The 16,929-nt window shown below is 64.6% G+C and carries 18 protein-coding genes and 1 pseudogene; 12 read left to right on the forward strand and 7 right to left on the reverse strand.

The genetic code is table 11. From position 1 onward, the window contains the following. Positions 1 to 9: 9 nt before the first annotated feature. The gene (locus tag OM513_RS03310; protein WP_264942704.1) at positions 10 to 228 is read left to right on the forward strand and encodes a DUF2274 domain-containing protein; all 219 of its coding nucleotides are present in this window, start codon (positions 10 to 12) and stop codon (positions 226 to 228) included. After that, positions 225 to 446, forward strand: coding sequence for a helix-turn-helix transcriptional regulator (locus OM513_RS03315; RefSeq protein ID WP_264942705.1), 222 nt, complete (start codon positions 225 to 227; stop codon positions 444 to 446). The genes OM513_RS03310 and OM513_RS03315 overlap by 4 nt, the downstream gene beginning before the upstream one ends. Positions 447 to 672: 226 nt before the next feature. Here the strand turns inward: OM513_RS03315 and OM513_RS03320 are convergent, their stop codons facing one another. The 3 genes from OM513_RS03320 to OM513_RS03330 are packed head-to-tail and all read right to left on the reverse strand — an operon-like array spanning position 673 to position 3,964. Next, positions 673 to 1,578, reverse strand: coding sequence for a plasmid partitioning protein RepB C-terminal domain-containing protein (locus OM513_RS03320; protein ID WP_264942706.1), 906 nt, complete (start codon positions 1,576 to 1,578; stop codon positions 673 to 675). Further along, positions 1,575 to 2,474, reverse strand: a complete 900-nt coding sequence (locus OM513_RS03325; RefSeq protein WP_264942707.1) for a plasmid partitioning protein RepB C-terminal domain-containing protein — start codon at positions 2,472 to 2,474, stop codon at positions 1,575 to 1,577. The genes OM513_RS03320 and OM513_RS03325 overlap by 4 nt, the downstream gene beginning before the upstream one ends. Then, positions 2,471 to 3,964 carry a recombinase family protein gene (locus OM513_RS03330; RefSeq protein WP_380916232.1) on the reverse strand — a complete coding sequence of 498 codons (1,494 nt, stop codon included), beginning with the start codon at positions 3,962 to 3,964 and terminating at the stop codon, positions 2,471 to 2,473. Before OM513_RS03330 ends, OM513_RS03325 begins: the two co-directional genes overlap by 4 nt. Before the next feature lie 188 nt (positions 3,965 to 4,152). Between OM513_RS03330 and OM513_RS03335 the strand changes: the two genes are divergently transcribed. The 4 genes from OM513_RS03335 (at position 4,153) to OM513_RS03350 (ending at position 6,839) form a co-directional block, all read left to right on the forward strand. Then, positions 4,153 to 4,491, forward strand: a complete 339-nt coding sequence (locus OM513_RS03335; RefSeq protein ID WP_264942708.1) for a hypothetical protein — start codon at positions 4,153 to 4,155, stop codon at positions 4,489 to 4,491. Positions 4,492 to 4,592: 101 nt separating this feature from the next. Further along, the gene (locus tag OM513_RS03340; protein ID WP_264942709.1) at positions 4,593 to 5,213 is read left to right on the forward strand and encodes a type IV toxin-antitoxin system AbiEi family antitoxin domain-containing protein; all 621 of its coding nucleotides are present in this window, start codon (positions 4,593 to 4,595) and stop codon (positions 5,211 to 5,213) included. Next, a complete protein-coding gene (locus tag OM513_RS03345) occupies positions 5,206 to 6,069 on the forward strand; it encodes a nucleotidyl transferase AbiEii/AbiGii toxin family protein (protein ID WP_264942710.1) in 864 nt (287 codons plus the stop codon). The genes OM513_RS03340 and OM513_RS03345 overlap by 8 nt, the downstream gene beginning before the upstream one ends. 506 nt (positions 6,070 to 6,575) lie before the next feature. Then, positions 6,576 to 6,839: a hypothetical protein gene (locus tag OM513_RS03350; RefSeq protein ID WP_264942711.1), complete on the forward strand. Its 264-nt coding sequence runs from the start codon at positions 6,576 to 6,578 to the stop codon at positions 6,837 to 6,839. Positions 6,840 to 6,993: 154 nt separating this feature from the next. On the opposite strand, the gene OM513_RS03355 is transcribed toward OM513_RS03350, so the two are convergent. Together OM513_RS03355 and OM513_RS03360 are read right to left on the reverse strand one after the other, a co-directional pair. Then, positions 6,994 to 7,767, reverse strand: coding sequence for a response regulator (locus OM513_RS03355; RefSeq protein WP_264942712.1), 774 nt, complete (start codon positions 7,765 to 7,767; stop codon positions 6,994 to 6,996). Positions 7,768 to 8,073: 306 nt separating this feature from the next. Then, positions 8,074 to 9,390, reverse strand: a complete 1,317-nt coding sequence (locus tag OM513_RS03360; protein WP_264942713.1) for a sensor histidine kinase — start codon at positions 9,388 to 9,390, stop codon at positions 8,074 to 8,076. 141 nt (positions 9,391 to 9,531) lie between these two features. On the opposite strand from OM513_RS03360, the gene OM513_RS03365 reads away from it, so the two are divergent. The 6 genes and pseudogenes from OM513_RS03365 to OM513_RS20790 form a co-directional block, all read left to right on the forward strand. Further along, positions 9,532 to 10,485: an Ig-like domain-containing protein gene (locus OM513_RS03365; RefSeq protein ID WP_264942714.1), complete on the forward strand. Its 954-nt coding sequence runs from the start codon at positions 9,532 to 9,534 to the stop codon at positions 10,483 to 10,485. Between the two features lie 25 nt (positions 10,486 to 10,510). Continuing rightward, complete coding sequence (locus tag OM513_RS03370) at positions 10,511 to 10,750, forward strand: hypothetical protein (protein ID WP_264942715.1); 240 nt, start codon at positions 10,511 to 10,513, stop codon at positions 10,748 to 10,750. A gap of 44 nt (positions 10,751 to 10,794) precedes the next feature. Beyond that, positions 10,795 to 12,420, forward strand: coding sequence for a tetratricopeptide repeat protein (locus tag OM513_RS03375; RefSeq protein ID WP_264942716.1), 1,626 nt, complete (start codon positions 10,795 to 10,797; stop codon positions 12,418 to 12,420). A 23-nt stretch (positions 12,421 to 12,443) separates the two neighbouring features. Continuing rightward, the gene (locus OM513_RS03380) at positions 12,444 to 12,941 is read left to right on the forward strand and encodes a hypothetical protein (protein WP_264942717.1); all 498 of its coding nucleotides are present in this window, start codon (positions 12,444 to 12,446) and stop codon (positions 12,939 to 12,941) included. 39 nt (positions 12,942 to 12,980) lie between these two features. Beyond that, positions 12,981 to 14,435 (forward strand): hypothetical protein, encoded by a 1,455-nt coding sequence (locus OM513_RS03385; RefSeq protein WP_264942718.1) that lies wholly within the window; start codon positions 12,981 to 12,983, stop codon positions 14,433 to 14,435. Positions 14,436 to 14,479: 44 nt separating this feature from the next. Next, positions 14,480 to 14,746, forward strand: a pseudogene (locus tag OM513_RS20790) (integrase core domain-containing protein); the annotation flags it as partial. A 214-nt stretch (positions 14,747 to 14,960) separates the two neighbouring features. On the opposite strand, the gene OM513_RS03395 reads toward OM513_RS20790, so the two are convergent. Next, a complete protein-coding gene (locus OM513_RS03395) occupies positions 14,961 to 15,977 on the reverse strand; it encodes an AraC family transcriptional regulator (RefSeq protein ID WP_264942719.1) in 1,017 nt (338 codons plus the stop codon). 38 nt (positions 15,978 to 16,015) lie between these two features. Beyond that, complete coding sequence (locus OM513_RS03400; protein ID WP_319951594.1) at positions 16,016 to 16,900, reverse strand: oxidoreductase; 885 nt, start codon at positions 16,898 to 16,900, stop codon at positions 16,016 to 16,018. Between the last annotated feature and the right edge of the window lie 29 nt (positions 16,901 to 16,929).

Here is a 16,929-nt window from a genome sequence, read left to right on the forward strand (position 1 = left end):
AGCCATTCAATGCCTGAATTGAAACTGGCGAAGCTTCCCGATCGGACGCCGGTCAAGCTGGCGATCATCGTTACGCCTGATCTGCATCAGATGCTGCAGGACTATGCCGCACTCTATGCCGAGACGTATGGCCGCGAAGAACCGGTTGCAGAGCTCGTCCCCGCAATGCTCGCGGCGTTTCTCGAGAGCGACCGCAGCTTTGTTCGCGCTCGATCGCCTGGGAAATGAGCACCGAGAGCGATGCGCCGGAGCGCTTCGTCAAGCTCGACGAAGTCAAGCACCGTGTCGGCCTGGGCAAGTCGATGATCTATCGTCTGATTGCGGAAGGGAAGTTCCCGGCGCCGTACAAGCTGTCGCCCTTTGCCTCGCGCTGGAGCGATCGTGAGATCGCCGCCTGGATCGATGACGTGAAGGACGGGTTCGAGGGAAAGCGCAGGAAAGTCTGACTAATGCCCGAAAAGCGCATTTCGTTTTCGGACATTCTGATGGACTCGGGCGGGGAGGGGCGCGCCACCCGCAGACGCGCCCCTCCAATTCGGCCGGCCTATGACTGCCGGCCTAGCGGGCTCCGTGCGGGTTCGCCGCCATTCCCGCCACCGCGCTTGATCCGCCCCATCGTGCGGCGTCTCCCGCGGTCCCCGCGCTTATCGGGTCCGGGTCCCCATCGTCACCTCATTCAGCCGCTTCCGACAAAGGGGCGATCGTCTCGATCTCTCCGATCGCCTGGAGCTCGTTGAGATACTCGGGCCGGTGCTGCGATATCCATCGGGCGACGCGGTCGTTTCCAAGGAGCGTGCGAATGTAGGCACGGGCCACCGTCAGGTGCAGATTGTCGACGCCATAGCGGTCCTCCACGGATTTGACCTGCATTTGCAGGCCCGCAAGTTCCCGCTCCATTCGCGCCATCTGTTCGCTGGAAACTGACGCAGGACGTTTTGCCGGCACCGTCACCAGCTGACCGTCCGGCGTGGCCGCAAGCATTGCTTTGGCAAACACGGCGGTGAAGTTGTTCTGTCCGATCATGAGTTCGGCCGCCTCGATCTGTCGGATCGACGACATCCGCCGGAGCGCATCGAAGACTGCGATGGGGCAAGGCGCGTCTTTCAGGATCTCGATCGCCTCGCGGCATATCCCGTTCAACATGCGAGAGCGGCGATGGATCGAGGCGACCTCGAGCCCCAGTGCCTCGGCGATCTTCTCCTCCGGCGCGCCGCGCTCGATCGCGCGGCGGATCATCCTGTGTTCCTGTATCGCCGCGAGGCGATTGATTCGCTTGTTGTAGGTATAGCTCTCGTCATCCGTCGAGATGATGCACTCCGCTTCGGTCGCTCCCAGATCCTTGAGCGCTTCCACCCGCAAATGTCCGTCAAGGAGGAAATACCGCCCGCTCTCGCTTGGGTTGGGAGCGACCACTGGCGCCTCGACGAGACCGATCGCGCGCACTGAACTCAGGATCTGAGCGTATTTCTTGCTCTCCTTCACGCCCGCGCGGAGCGTCTTGAGCGCGACCAGATCGGAAAGCGGAATCCGCCTGGTTTCATCCTCGAAGGAACGCCTGACCGGACCGCGCCCTGTCATGACGCGGCCTTGCCATAGACGCGAGAGGCCAGCGCTCGCGGCATCGAGTCGAGCCCCTCCGCCCGAAGCAACGTGCTGAATCCATCTTCGCTGACGAGATCCTTCAGCGCTTCGATCACGAACAGAAGGCGTGCCTGGGCGAAATCGGACTTCTTCACCAGCATGCGCTGCTTTTCAGCTTCCTGCTGATAGAACCGCATCATCTCCGTCGCGGTGATATGTCGCCGCGCCGAGCGGCGTCCCAAGCCGTTGTCGGGAACGCCTTTGCGCTGGCGCATCCGCCGATCGAGCATTCTCCGCACGGCGCCGAGCTTCTTGCCCTTGAGCTTCCCGCCCTCATAGGCTTCTAGAAGCAGGCTCTGAGCATCTTCGGACTCGGCCCGGGCTATATCGACGGCGAGGCTTACGGGAATGAGCCCCGTTTCGACTGCGGCGAGCAGGCGTTCTTCCCCACGGTCCAGCAAGACCCCGACCATGTTTGCCCAGCTTGCGGTGCAACCGATCTTCTCGGCAATCTGAGCGTCATTGTATCCGCGCCGGCGCAAGGATCCGATATCGTGCATGATGTCGATCGGACGGTGCTGGCGACGGGCAATGTTCTCGACGAGACTCATCACGAGGCAGTCATCGTCGTCTGCATCGATGACAATCGCCGGGATTTCCTCGGCGCCGAGCATCCGGAGCGCCTCCAGTCGCCCTTCACCGCAGATCAGGTCGAAAGTATCGCCGTTTTCGCTAAGGCGCCTTCGTACGGTCACGGGACGTTTCAGGCCGACGGCGTCGATGTTCTCGACGATCTCCCGATGCTGACGGCGATTGCGTGTCCGAGGATTGAGCACCTGGATAAGCTCAATCGGAATCGAGGCAATGTGCTGAGGATCGCCAGGGATCGTCATGCCGCCTCCGGGATGCGAATGCGCTCGGCCAGATGATAAAGCGCATCGAGCGTGTCGAATCGGTAGGCGTCGAGCGACAGGCCGTTTTCCTCGGCAAGCCGCACATCGGCGCTGGCGCGATCGATCCGCGGAAAGAGGTAGAAGTCGAACGGACGCTCGTTTGCGCCATCCATGCGGACGGCGACGGTGATGTCGGGCGCGACGCCGGTATCGAAGCGGATATTCCATCGCAACGATCCCGCCTGCGTTTGCCGGCACCGTGCAATAACAATGGAGACGCTCAGCTCGCCGTTGACTATGAGGAGATCGTCGTCGGCGTCGCGCGCCACGTGCGCGCCGACCGCGGCGAACCCCTTGGCGACCTCGTCGATGACGTTCGGGTGCATCCGCCTGAGCGCCCGATTGATCGCGATGTAGCGATAATCCCGCCTGGGACGGTAACCGACGAGACTGTACGCCCTCAGCAGGCTCCCGAACCGGGCGCGATAGCTGCTGCTTGATGGCAATCCCTCGGTCTCGTCTATGATCAGCCCGGAGAGCAGGCCTTCGACGTGGAACAGGCTCCGAAGGGCGTCGAGCATTTGGTCATCGCTCAAGCGGAAAGCGCGCTCCCGGATGATCGCCTGCGCGGCTTCGAACAGCCCTTTGTCGATGATGGCCGGAAAGGCATCCTCCGCCCGGATCCACATGCCAGGCTCGTTGCGGACACGCTTCTTCTTCAGCTTGAATGAAACGCGGTTCCAGACATTGTTGCCGATGTACTTCTCGTTGATGAGCACCTGATGGACCGCGCCGCGCGTCCATGGGCGCCCAAGGTCGGTGACGAGGCCGCGCGCGTTGAGGGCGCTGGCGATGTCGCGCTCGCAATGCAGGTCATGGACGAAAGCGCGATAGATTTCGCGCACGATGGCGGTCTCGTCGTCGGGGCCCGGCGCCAGCACGACACGATCCGTCTGGATGCTCTTGTGTTCACCGCGCTCAAGTTCGCCCTTGATCGCTCCAGCTTGGTCCACGAGGACGCGCCGTAGCCCGAACCCGGCCGGGCCACCCTGTCTGAAGCCGAGCTCGATCAGCCGGCATTGGCCCGCGAAGACCTTGGCGGACAATTCCCGGCTATATTCGCCGGCCATGGCCCGCTTGACGCCCTTGACGATCGTCGAGATCGGGCTGCCGTCATTCTCGAATTGCTCGGCGCAATAGTGGACGGCAATCCCTGCGCGGCGGCATATATATTCGTAATAGGCGCTCTCATCGGCATCTTGGAAGCGACCCCAGCGGCTGACGTCGTAGACGAGGATCGCCTTGAAATCGGCCGTTCCTGCAGCGACGTCTTCAATCAGGCGCTTGAGCGCGTCGCGGCCGTCGATCCGCAGACCGCTCTTGCCTTCGTCGGCATAGGTCCGAACGATCTCGAAGCCGCGCGCCGCGGCATAGTGGCGAATGGCCTCCGCCTGGTTCTCCGTCGAATATCTCTGATGGTCGGTGGACATCCGGACATACTCGGCGGCCCGTATCGCCGTCGGCTCGTCTGAACGCTGGGTCTGCGGGTCTAGCCAACTCACCAAGCACCGGACCTCACTGCTCATCGTGCGGCCGCGCGCCTGACGATTCCTAGAGATGGTGTGAGCGCAGGACTTGTCCCGCACGCTTGACGACATAGCGGGAAAGGAATGGAAAGATGTTTCCGAAAACGGGCAGGAAATTACATTCCGGCAGCGGCGAGACCGATCTGGCGATTATGATCTCGCAGGCGCTATTTGCCGAGCTGGGGGCAAGTCACAGGGCTACGAAGACCGCAATGGGGTGGACGGGAGCCAGCGAGCGCACGGTCAAGCACTGGCTGGCGGCAACCCATGTGCCAAAGGGCAATCATCTTGTGTCGCTGGCCCGGCACTCCGACCAGGTGCTCGGCGCCATTCTCTTGGCGGCCGGCCGTGGGGATTTGCGCATCGCGCTGGATCTCGACGCGGTGCGGGTCAAGCTGCTGGAACTGGCTGCGTTGCTGGGAGGGGGGTGAGCCGATTGTGCGTACCGGCGGTCTTTTGTCGCTTTCAGCCTGGCACTGGCTTGTGTTACAAAACCTCTGAGAGATTTTGATTCAATCTGAGGATTTGTCACATGGCGCCCCTGCCAGCGACCCAGCGCGACCGGCTGCGTGACCTGCTCGTCCGGCACCCCGTCGCGCGCGCGCAGGAGCTGCGCAATGCCGGCATTGCCGCCGCGACGATCGCGCGCGCCGTGAAGGACGGCGAGGTCGAGCGCGTGGGCCGTGGCCTCTACCAGCGCCCCGATGCCACGATCGACGTGGCGCACGCGCTCGCCGAAACCGCGAAGCGAATCCCCAAGGGGGTGATTGCAATGGTCTCGGCGCTCGCCTTCCACGGGCTTACTGACCAGATGCCGCGCAAGGTTTGGGTAGCGATCGGGCCGGGCGATTGGTCGCCTGTCTCTTCCTATCCGCCGACCCGGATTGTCCGTTTCAGCGAAAAATACCTTCGCCAAGGAGTCGAGCACCACATGATCTCGGGCGTCAGCGTTCCGATTTATTCGATCCCCAAGACGCTCGCCGACCTGTTCCGCAATTCCAAGCTGGTCGATCGCTCGGTGGCGGTCGAGGGGCTGCGTGCGGCGCTCGACCTGCGCAAGGCCACGCCGGCCGAGATCGGACAGGCGGCAAAGGCCGGCGGCGCCTGGCGCATCATGCGGCCCTATCTCGAGGCGCTCACCTTCAATGGCTAGGGAACCGGTCAATCGGGCGGCGTCGGTCAAGGATCGACTGCTCAACCTTGCCAGGCGCGACGGCCGCGTCTTCGACGTCGTGCTCGTCCGCTACGCATTGGAGCGCCTGCTCTACAGGCTGTCGCTTTCCAGGCACCGCGACCGCTTCGTGCTGAAGGGCGGCATGCTGGTCACGATCTGGCTGCCCGGGGACAATCGCGAAACCCGCGACGCCGATTTCCTAGGCTACGGCGACGCCGGTGAAGCGACGATCCGTGCGACCTTCGCCGAGATCATGGCGATCGCTAGCGATGACGGCCTGCGCTTCGACATCGACAACATGACCGTCGCAACCATTCGCGACGACATGGAATATGGCGGTATCCGCCTGCGCGTACCGGCCTATCTGGAGCGCACTCGGATTCCGATGGTAATCGACATCGGCTTTGGCGACGCGCTCCCGGCCCCGCCCGGCGAGCTGGACTATCCGACCCTGCTCGACATGGAGGTGCCGCGGATCCGTTCCTATCCGCTGGCCACCGTCATTGCCGAGAAATTCCAGGCAATGGTCGCGCTCGGCATAGGCAATGGCCGGATGAAGGACTATTACGATCTTTGGGCTCTGCCGCAGGCCATGCCCATCGCGGCGGACGAACTGGATGCGGCGATCCGGGCGACGTTCGAGCGGCGCCGGACCGACATACCGCGTGAGCGGCCGCCAGGCCTGTCGCCCGAGCTGGTCGATGACGAGACCAAACAGCGCCAGTGGCGCGCCTATGCCGCCTCGATCGAGCTCGAAGGCGTGTCGCTGGCCGAGGTCGTGGAAGCCATCTGGACTTTGGTTGGCCCCTCGTGCCTACGGCTGGCGGGAAGCTGAGCCCTTGCAATCGTATCGTGGGTTCGATTACCATGCCGGGAGTCGAACTGAGCCTTCAAGGCGTTGGTTTCAGGCGAAAAAGCCCATGGTACTTTTCGTGGTATCCGGCGGGCGAGGACGAATTTGGGCCGTTGCAAATCAAGCTCTTAGCGCCTGAGTTCGAATCCCTCCCGCTCCGCCATACTGCAATTCGCAGTTCGCATTGCGTCCAGTGGTTTGAAAACGCTTGAGGTTTGCGGGGTTCGAAACCCGCTATTTCGCGCATTGCTTAGTGGTGCTGCGAACAAGAGGCGAAGCACGGCTTCCTTGTCCTCCAAACGCTCACTTTCCAAAGATTCAAAGGACTTGAGAGAAAACCCCGAGCGAGTTCGAACATCTCGCCAAAGCTGCGCTGCGGCTTACCCAAACATGCATGGCGTTCGGCGATCACGAGCTTCTCGCGTTCGAGGTCATCGATACGCGCTCGTAGGCGGCGATCACGGTATCGTTCGATGCCGAGAGGATCGATGGACGCGATCTACTTTGCCGCGCGAGCCGCACGGCACGAAGCGATGGTCAGCCGGACTTCCCATCCGGCGGCGCGCCTGGCGCACATGAAGCTGGCCGCGGCGTATCGCGCGAAGGCTGAAGCCGAAAGGTGCGGGGACGCAATGGGCGGCCGCGAGCGGCTTTCTCGGCTGCGCGACCGCCATATTCGGGTCGCTGTGGTGTGCGCGTCAGTCGCGCCATGTCACCACCTATGGCTCGGCGCGCTGGGCAACGCGGTGTGAGGTCGCGCGCACCGGACTGTTCGGCGACAATGTGTTTGGTCCCATCATGTGATGGCTTCGTAAGGCGTCCTTCGCAATCGGCCACAGCGGCCCCGGCAATGCGTTGGCGCTGGTGTTGCGTAACCGGCACCAGCCCGCAGGGCGCGCGCCAGCCCTAGACCAGCCCGCGATCGCGCGCCTGCGCGACGGCTTCGGTGCGGTTCGCCGCGCCCAGCACGGCGTATATATGCGCGAGGTGCGACTTGATCGTAGCGGGGGACAGGCCGAGCAGCCGTGCGATCTCCTTGTTCGATCTGCCCCGCGCGAGTTGATCGAGCACATCGACATGACGCTGGCTCAATCGTTCGAAACTGAGTGCTGCGCTTTGGGAAGCCATAGGGGTCGCACGGGGCTGCGGCAGATCGCGGGTCGCCAGTGCAATTACGCGATCCGGCAAATAGCGCCCGCCCGCAAGGACGAGACGCAGCGCCGCCTCCACAACGCCCGGCTCAACTGTCTTGGGGACGAATCCTTCCACTCCGATCGTCAAGGCGTTCAGCAAATCCTCGTCCTCCTGCGAACCGGTGACGACGACGAAGCGCGCGCCAGGCGCCCGCGCCTTCAATCCGCGTAATCCCTCGACCGGTCCCATCCCAGGCATGTGCAGATCGACGACGCACAGCGAAAGATCAGGATGCGCTTCGGCCAGCGCCCAAGCATCGGCGAAATCCGACGCTGTCAGGACCGGTGCATCGATCATGTCGTCCAATGTCATCGCCAGCGCCGAACGCACCAAGGGATGATCGTCACATACCAATGCCGTCATTACGCGCCCCAAAGCCCGCACCGTAGCGAAGGGGGCGAGAATCGGAAAGACGGCCCTGTCATATCGCGTGGCCGGTTGCGTTTCCGGTGTTGTCCGACCTGCCTGGCGGGCGGGCGTGTTCATGCGGCACCCTTGCCGCAAGGGGCATCTCGCATGCTGAATCTGGCTGAATGCCCGGCTCGCCGATCACCTTCCCTGGCCGTCGCCGGTCGCGCCGGGAGTGGTCCTCAACAAGGACGGCGGCTTCCAGCAGACGCCGCGCTGACGAAGCCGCCATAATCGATGATGCGTGTTGCGGGGGCCTCCATGCGTCTCGTCTTGATCGGACCGGACGGTGCCGATGGACCAGGCGCGCTGGACTCGACAGGACCGGTCCGGTGGGCGAAGTTGCAACGGCGCATTTGGCAGCGGAGCGGTCTGACACCACCATTACGATGCGCCGGGCAGTTGCAGGTAGAACGCGGCGCCACGTCGCCAGCGCGCATCGTGCTCCAATTGGCCACCCATCAGTTGCGCCATTCGCCGGGAGGATGGGAGCCCCAGGCCAGAGCCGTTTCCGGTGGACCAGTCAGGACCTTCGCCCGCGAATTCGACGAACATCGACTCCGAATGGCCGGCCGGAATTCCGCGCCCGTCATCAATCACATAGACACGAACCATCGGCCCTGCGCGCCGGGCGCCGATCAACAGCCGCGTACCGCGAGAATGGCGAACCGCGTTGTGGATCAGGTTCCGCAGCACCCGCAGAACCAGGTGCGGATCGCCCGTGGCATGATATTGCCCGGGAACGCAGCGTAGCACGAAGCCGCTGGCGGCGCAGATCGGCGTGGTTTCGTCGCAGATCCGGCCCAGCAAGTCGCTCAGGTCCAATTGTTCGGCGGCAGGCACGATCACGCCGCTGTCGAGGCGGAGTTGATCGAGCAGGCGGTCGAGCAGGTCTGCCGCCTCGTCAAAGGCCAATCTTGCTCTGGCGACCGCATCGGTCTGCTCGATTCCCGCGTCGGCGGCGACACGGTTGAAAAACAGTGCGGCCGCCTGGAGTGGCTGACGCAAATCATGCGTGGCCGCGGCGATGATGCGGGTTTTGCTGTTACGGGCCTTGTTGACCTCGGCGAGCGCTGCCGTGAGGTCCTTGGAAGCGGCCTCGGCCCGCAGACGCGCGGCGATCGCAGATCGGATCGCCACCTTCAGCACGATCGCCACGCCGACCATCAGCGTCCCGAAGGCCACCAGAAACAGCGCAAGCGGGGTCGAATAGGGGCTGGGATTCAACAGGAAAAATATGGCGGCCGACCCGAAGATCGACACAACTCCGAAGACGATGTTCTCGATCGCTTCGGCGGTCGAGATCACCTGGCCGGAAATGGTCGCGGCGTAGAACACGACCATCAACAGTTGCAGCGCCTCTGAGGCATAGGGCAGCAGCGCCCAGACGCTCGACGCAACTGCCAGATCGAACAGCACCGCGACGACCTTTCCCAACGGCGCGAACACCCGCACCACCGTCGCATCGTCGGGCTTGAGCAGATAGACCGACAGCGGCAGGCCGATCATCGAGGCGACCACCAGCGTCGTGAAGATCGTCCAGCCCCAGAGGGGGCTCGGCGGGACAATGGGCGCGAACAGGTGGTGTACATAGGCGAGCGTGCCTCCCACCAGCAGTGAGAACGCCCCGGCCAGGAAAAACTCGATCCGCGATTCCGACGCGCGAATGGCGACGCGATCAGTGGCGGGGTCCGGCTCCATCCGCCGGTTGAACGCGCAATCGACGGCCCGTGCAATAGGGCTAGCCATCCGGTTAGCCCATCCGGGCGATGCGAGCATCGCCGACTTCGCCCAGAAACCGGGCGGAGGGGCAAACCGGCCCCCCGGATGGGGAAACGCGCGATGCTGCGGACAATCGCAATCCTTGCGCTGGGCGGCAGCGCGACCCTGGCGCTGCTGCCATTCGGCATCGGCGTGGCGCAGACCAGCAGGACCGTGACCATCACCGTGATCGACTCCGCCGGACGGCCGGTTCCGAACGCAGCCGTATGCGCCGGATCGAGCACCAGCGCACGCGGCGACCTGGGTAGCGGCCGTACCGATGCCAGCGGACGAGCGACCTTTGCCGTTGCGTCGCCGGCACCGCCGGCATCGGGCATGGGCAGTCCGATCGGCACGCCGATCCTGTTCACGGCCAACAGCGCAGGTGCAGGCGCGGCCCAGTCGACGCCGACGCTGGCGGTGACGCTGCGGCTCGCCTCCGGCGGGCCGCGCTGTCCGGAAGCCAGCGCGGTGATTGCCGCGCCGGGACAAATCGCACCTCCGATCGCGCCTGGCTCTTTGCCGGTGCGACCCGGCCTGCCGACGCCGATCGTGCTCAACCTGGGCAAGCGATGCTTCGGTGCCGCCGGCGCCAATTGCGGCGACAATGACGGCGAGATGGGCACCTGCGCCAATGGAGAGTGCAAGATCAACCGGGGCAGTTGGGAGCATGACGAGTGCTGCTTTGCCAACCCGACCGGCGGGGTCTGCGACGACAAGCCCTGGGAAGTCATCACCGCCCAGGGGATCGGGCAGCCGGCGCAGATCTGCACGGCCGCGTTCAACCTGGCGTTAGGGCGGCTGAACGGGCCTTACACCTGGAAGCGCCGGGTCGACTTCTCGGCGCGAAACAACACCGGGCGCGTCGTTCATGCCGATTATTGCGCACCCCGCGACGCATTGGTGCCCGTGGGCGAGGACCGATTCTGCTGCTCGCGCACGACCCGCGCACCCAATGCGGGCGACATGGCGCGCTTCGCGCTGGGTTCTGCCGGTCATGTCGGCGCCCTGCCGCCGCCACGGGTATGCACATGAGCCGGACGAGTGGAAAGGAATGCTGATGCTGATGTACTTCCTCGCCGCAGGCGCTGCCTGGGGCCCTGCGGTCGCGCCGCCAACCTGCCCGGTTCCCAGCCACGACGTGCTGCGTGTGCAGCCGGGCCGCGATGTATGCACCGCGCCGCGCGACGCACAGGGAAGGCCGCGTGCCGCCGGCTTCCTGCCCACGCAATGCGAACGGGCGGGCGCCGAATACCGCATCGACGCGCGCGGCCAAGACGACCTGTGTGTGGGGGAGTGATAATGCGCCGATTGGCCATGTTGATGACGGGAGTTGCGCCGGCAATGCTGCTGGGCGCGTGCGGCGGAATGCCGGGTGGGGTCGAGAGCGCGGCGAACCGCGCGATGCCGGCCTTGCCCACCGATAGCGCTGCGCTGAGGGCGCAAGGACTGGCGGCTCTCAATGCCGGCGATCATCGCGGCGCGATCCTTGCCCTGTCGGAGGCGACCGCACGCGCGCCGCGTGATGCCGAACTGCAGACGCTGCTTGGCCTTGCCTACCACAACGCGGGCGAGCGCGATCCCGAAGCGATCGAGCTTGCGATTGCGGGCTATGACCTGGCGCTGAAGTCCCAGCCGGGCAATTTCTGGGCCGCCGCACTGGCCGGACGCGCCGCCTACGACCGGGGCCGCTATGACGAGGCGACACGCCGCTTCGGTCAGGCGGTGCTGGCGCGCCCCGGCGATCCGCGTGCGCTGATGGCGCTCGCGCAGGCGGCCTATATGAATGGCGACGCCGTGCTCGCCGCCGTTTCCGCCGAGCGCGCCGCCGATCGTTTCGCCGATGCTCCAGAGCGGGCCGGGGCGCTCAGGCTGGCCGCGCTGGCCGAGGCCGCGTCGGGCGATGGTGCCCGCGGCAATGCGCTGGTCGATGCTGTCGCAATACTCGATCCGGCCGGCGCGCGGGCACTGGCCCCGCGCGTCGCCCAACTGGCACAGACCGCGCCAGTGGACGGGGCGGGCGTCGGCGATGGCGCCAGTGAGGCGCCGGTCGCGCCAAACCAGATTTCGGTCGATGTCGCTATCGTGCTGGCCCAGAATACGTCGCGCGAGCGGATCGGTATCAACCTGCTCGACGGGCTCAGCCTGCAATATGGTTATAGCCGCGCCGACAGCCGGCGGATCAGCCGCGGCGACAATGGCAACACAAACACGCTCGATCGCGTCATCACCGAGGCGATCGGCATTCCGCAACTGACCTATAACCTCAACCTCTTCAACCGCGGGGGGCAGAATTATCAGGTCGTCGCCCGCCCGACGCTGACCGCCTATTCGGGCGAAACCAGCGAGTTCTTCGTCGGGCGCACGCTGAAGGTCGCGGTCAGCGGAATCAACGCCGGCCAGTTGGAATCCATCGATATCGGCATCGAGCTGAAGGTGACGCCGGTTGAGATCACCCCTGACGGCACCAGGGTCAGGATCGAGACGGGACGATCCTTCCTGACCGCCGATGCCGCGGGCAATTTCAACGAGGCGCTGACGACTTTCCGCCAGCGCGTTTCCGCGACCGCCGAACTGCGCTTTGGCGAAACGCTGGTTCTTTCGGGGCTGTCCGAGAGCGTCGACGATGCGACCTACTCCAAAACCCCGGTGCTGGGCGAGGTGCCGCTGATCGGTTCGCTGTTCAACGAGCGCGCGAAGCAGTCGCGGCGCGATGCTGTGCTGATCCTGGTGACGCCATCGCGCCCCGCGGCCCTGCCCGGGCGCGCCTGGGCGCGGGCCGAGGCGGTTGAGCGGCTCGCGACCCTGTGGACGGAAATCGTGGATCCGTCTTCGAATGGGGTCGATGCCGCCCGCCGGCTGAAGGGGATGCGAATGTTCACCCGGATGGCGCCGGGCGATTCGCCGCTGGCCTGGCCAAGTCCCCGGAAGATGAGCGGCGAGATGCTGGGCGAGCTGCTTGCCCCGTGACGCCGTAGCGAGAGGAGGGCCCTATGATGATTCTGTTCCTTGCCACCGTCCTGGCCGCACAGGCCGCGGAACCGGAGACAGGAAGCGGTTTCCAGGGGTGCGCCACCGATGCGGAGTTGCAACTCGCCATCGATCCCCGGCCGCGCACGACGATCCCTGGCAATGTCGTCGCCGGCGAGCCGCGCTATGTCGTGCGGTGCATCAGGCGGCGGATCGACGGCCCGGTGCAATGCCCGCCCGGCCAGGGCGTGCTGGTGCAGGCGGGGCGCGACCAGTGCGTGGCGGCCAGCGGCGGCAGCACGGCCATGAGGGACGGCTCGGTTCGCCAGGTCACCGACGGGACCAGCAACACGATCGTGACGGGCGAAGCGACTCCGCCCTGTCCGCCTGGAAAGACGCTGCTGATCGATGCTCAGGGAAAGATCGATCGCTGCGGTATCCAGGCGCAGCATCCGCCGACCCAGCCTGTGCTGCAGACGTTGATGGTGCTGCGCCGCATCACTGCCTCGCCGATTCTCTGACCCCCCCTCCCCCCCCCCCGGAATCCCAGGAGAAATGCCATGAAAGCCGCGCTCAAGCTCGCCGCATCCGGCCTTTGCCTTGCTATGCTCGCCATGCCCACGGCCGCCCAGGCCAGGTGGGAGAGCATCTCGGCGTTTCCGCGCGATCCCAATCGCAATTGCGATGAGCCGCATGAGCGCGGCGCTGTCCTGCTCGCCAGCGCCAATCGGCCGCTGGCGATTCAGCCCGGCTTTGTCGGCGAGATCGAGATCTATGGACAGGGCATTGACCTCAGTCCGTCGGCATCGATGCAGCGACAGGGTTCGGCACGGAAGATCCGCACCACACTCGGGGCGGTCAATGCCGCCCGCTGGTGCGGGTCGATCGGATCGATCGTCGTCAGGATCGACGTTCCGTTCTCTGCCACCGGGACGGACACGCTGATCGTTGGCAGCGAACGCATCCCGGTGGTCTATCGCCCGGCTTTCGCCGTGACGCAGCAATGGGCGAGCCAGACCTTCGCCGGGCGATCGACCGTGCCCAACGCGCCGCCGCCGCGGCCAGTGCCGGCTCCGCCGCCGCCGCCGCCGCCGCCCGCGACCATCACCAACGACAGATCGGGCGGCTGCGTCCTGAACGGTCCTTGCCCCGGCGGCGGCACCGGCGGATTCATCGTCACGGGGCCTTCGGGCAGCACTTCCTCGATCAATGGCGCCGCAACCCTGCCCGCTGGTATCGGATCATGCATCGAGGATATCGGCGGCGCCATCGATCTCAACGGAACGACGCTGACCATCACCCTGCCGCGCCAACGCGGCAATGCTGCCGCTCGAACCTGCCTGCTCCGCCCGGTCCATATCAATATCGGTCTGTTCCAGCCGGCCGTCGACCTGTTCGTGCGCCAGATGTCGTCCGTCCAGTTCCGCAGCATGGCCAACGCCTATGTCCCGCCGCGCTATCCCGGCATTTCGCGGTTGAGTGGCCCGGCGATGGACGCCGAGGATCGCAACTTTTTCTCGGTATCGATCCCGCAGACCTATCTGGACAGCTTTGTCGGCGAACGGCGGATCACGATCCGCGATTCCGCGGGGACGCTCAATGGCATCACGCTGGTGCTGCGCACCGATCCCCGCAACGGCATTGCCATGATCGCGCCTATCCCGGCGACCCGGACCTCGACGGAAATACCTGTCGCGTTCGATCTGGGCGAGATCGCCCCGGCAGCGGTACCGGTGATATGGACCCTGCGAGCGCTGGATGGGGGGTCGGTCACCGCCTGTTTCCGCGCCGGCACCGGACGGCTGAATGCGACGGGTCTGACCAATCGCTTCACCCTGCCGGCGACCGACGCCGAGGGATGCGCGGCCCGACGCTTCGAGCTGAGAATCGCAGTCGAGCGTCAGGCGGGCGCCGGCGGATTGTTCGATGCCCCTTATGGCCAGTCGATCGAGTTTGCCGGCGGAACCGTGACGGCGCGGACCATCCGCCAGCCGGGCACGCCCATCGGGTTCTAGGGTCTGTCCGCCGTTGGCGGAATCCGCCCCAGCCCGCTCCCCCGCCCGGCCACCCAACGGCAGTCTATTCTATGGGTGGCCGGATGCGTGACGAGCTGCTCTTCTTCACGATCGGCCAAGCCCGCTCGATCCCCGCGTGCCAGATCGATGATTACAACACCGAGCGGCCGCACTCATCGCTCGGCTACGCCACCCCGGCGGCGTTCGCCGCCGAACTGGAAAAGCAACGGGCGGGGCCAACCCCACCCGTTGCTTCACCTGCGCCAGCGCGCAATGACATGACCTGCTGCTCGAATCTTGGACCGTTTTGAGCTGGAAAATTCCAGTTATGGAGGAGGGCCAGCACCGCTTCGTTGCGCTGATTGAGGATGGTGATCATCGAATCGACGATCGCCCGGTTGCCGCTGGAGGTACGCGACGGGCGGCCAGAGCCAGGCCGCCGCATGCCGATAGCCGACCGACGACCATTTTGCCGATCGGCCCGGTGCCGCCGGCGAGAAAAATCCGATGGGTCATCGTCGAACCTCAGTGTAGCCGTTGGGCTTGTTGCTCGCGCCATTGGTTCGGCGTGACGCCTTCCCAATCCCGGAAGGCGCGATAGAACGAGCTTGTGTCCTGATAACCGAGCAGGCAGGCAATTTCGTCGATATCAGCGGCGGGGTCCGACAGCAGCGTTCGGCCGAGTTCCTGCCGGGCCTCCATCACCAATTCGCGGAAGGTCGTCCCTTCCTCAGTGATGCGCCGCTGCAGGCTGCGCTCGCTCATAGCGAGGTCATAGGCCACATCGGCCAGCTCGGGCCGCCCGCTGGCCAGGTCCCGCTTCACGATGACCTTGACCTGGTCGCGCAGCGAGCTTCGTGCCTGAAGCTCGCCCAGCGCCGAAGCGAGCGCCGGCGTCAGCATGTCGAGCAATTCCGGATTGTGGCCGGGAAAGGGTCGATCGAGGTCAGTCGCGCGCAGGACCAGCAGATTGCGAGCTGTATTGAAACGGATAGGGCATCCGAAAAACGCCCTGTGCGCCTCCGCCTTGGCAGCGGGACGCGCGAGTTCGACGCGCAGCGGTGTCACGAGCTGTCCCGTACCGCGTCGGCCAAGCTCGACCAGGGAGGCGAAGTCCACATCCACGGCGATATTCGGAACGGCTTCTGTGGCATGCAGCCATTCGGCGCTGACCACGCATTCACCGTCCGTCTCAACGATATGCAGCTTCTCAGGTGTGCAGAGCCGCTTGAACCGCGCAAGCCGGAAGAGCCCGTCGCGATAATCGCGGGCATGGAAAGCCGCGAGACTCGACGGGGGATGGACAGCGGTTTCGGTGTCCGTCACCAGCCGGAAGGCAAGGCCGGGATCATCGGCCAAGGCTTCGATCGCCTTCCAGAGCGCAAAGAACTGCGCGGTGGTGACGACGCCCTGGCCGTTCAGATGCAGAGTCGCGGGAAGCCCGGCTTGGCGCAGGACCGCGGATGGCCGCAGGCCAGCCCGATCGATCGCGCCCCAGAAAGCTTGCGGCACCTTGCAGCGGTCAGCCGGCATTCCGCTCATCGTCCATTATCACGATATCTGACGGACATGGACCGAGCCTATTTCGTCTGGCTCATGATGATGCCATCGAACGCGCGATCACTCAGCCACTTTCGCATGCCTAGCAGCATCTTCGCGTATTTGCCGACGGCGTAGCGGGTCTTCGGCTTTTTGGCCTTCAACGCCCGCGATACGGCATTGGCAACGACCGTGCCGGGGCTTCCCGTACCATGGCCATAAGTGTTGGCGATGGAATTAGCGACCTTCTGTGCCAGACCGGCATAGGGGCTGCCCGCTGAACGCTTCAGGAGATTGTTGGACGCTATGTCGCCAAATCCCGTTTCGATCACGCCGGGCTCGATGATGACGACACGGATGCCGAATTGCGCAACTTCGAGGCGCAAGCAGTCAGACCAGCCTTCAAGGGCATGCTTCGTCGCGTGATACCATGCACCCAGCACGGAATAGATTTTGCCACCCATCGAAGTCACATTGACGATCGTGCCGGCTCGCTTCGCCCGCATCGACGGTAGCAGGAGCTGCGTCAGCCGGGCTGCGCCGAACAGGTTCACCTCGAACTGATAGCGGGCCTCGTCGAGCGCGATATCCTCGACGGGTCCATAAAGGCCGAAGCCGGCATTGTTGACCAGCACATCGACGCCGCCGGTTTCAGCGAGGATCGTATCTACGGCGGTCTTGATCTCGCCTTCCTTCGATACGTCGAGCCTTAACGGCCGGGCGCCGAGGGCGGAGAGATCCGTCATCTTCTCGACGCCGCGGGCGGCCACATAAACCTGAAAGCCGTCCTTGATGAGTTTCTTGGCAATATCCTTGCCCATGCCGGACGAGGCTCCAGTGACAAGGGCGGTCTTCTTTCCTCTGATGAACATCATAAGCCTCTCATGCACTTGCCCTGATTTAGTATGGGAGAGGCGGCAATTCATTCACATAATACGCCAAGCTAGTAGCGTAA

Origin of the sequence: Sphingomonas canadensis (assembly GCF_026013525.1) — a bacterium.
In the GTDB taxonomy this organism is placed as follows: Bacteria; Pseudomonadota; Alphaproteobacteria; order Sphingomonadales; family Sphingomonadaceae; genus Sphingomonas; species Sphingomonas canadensis.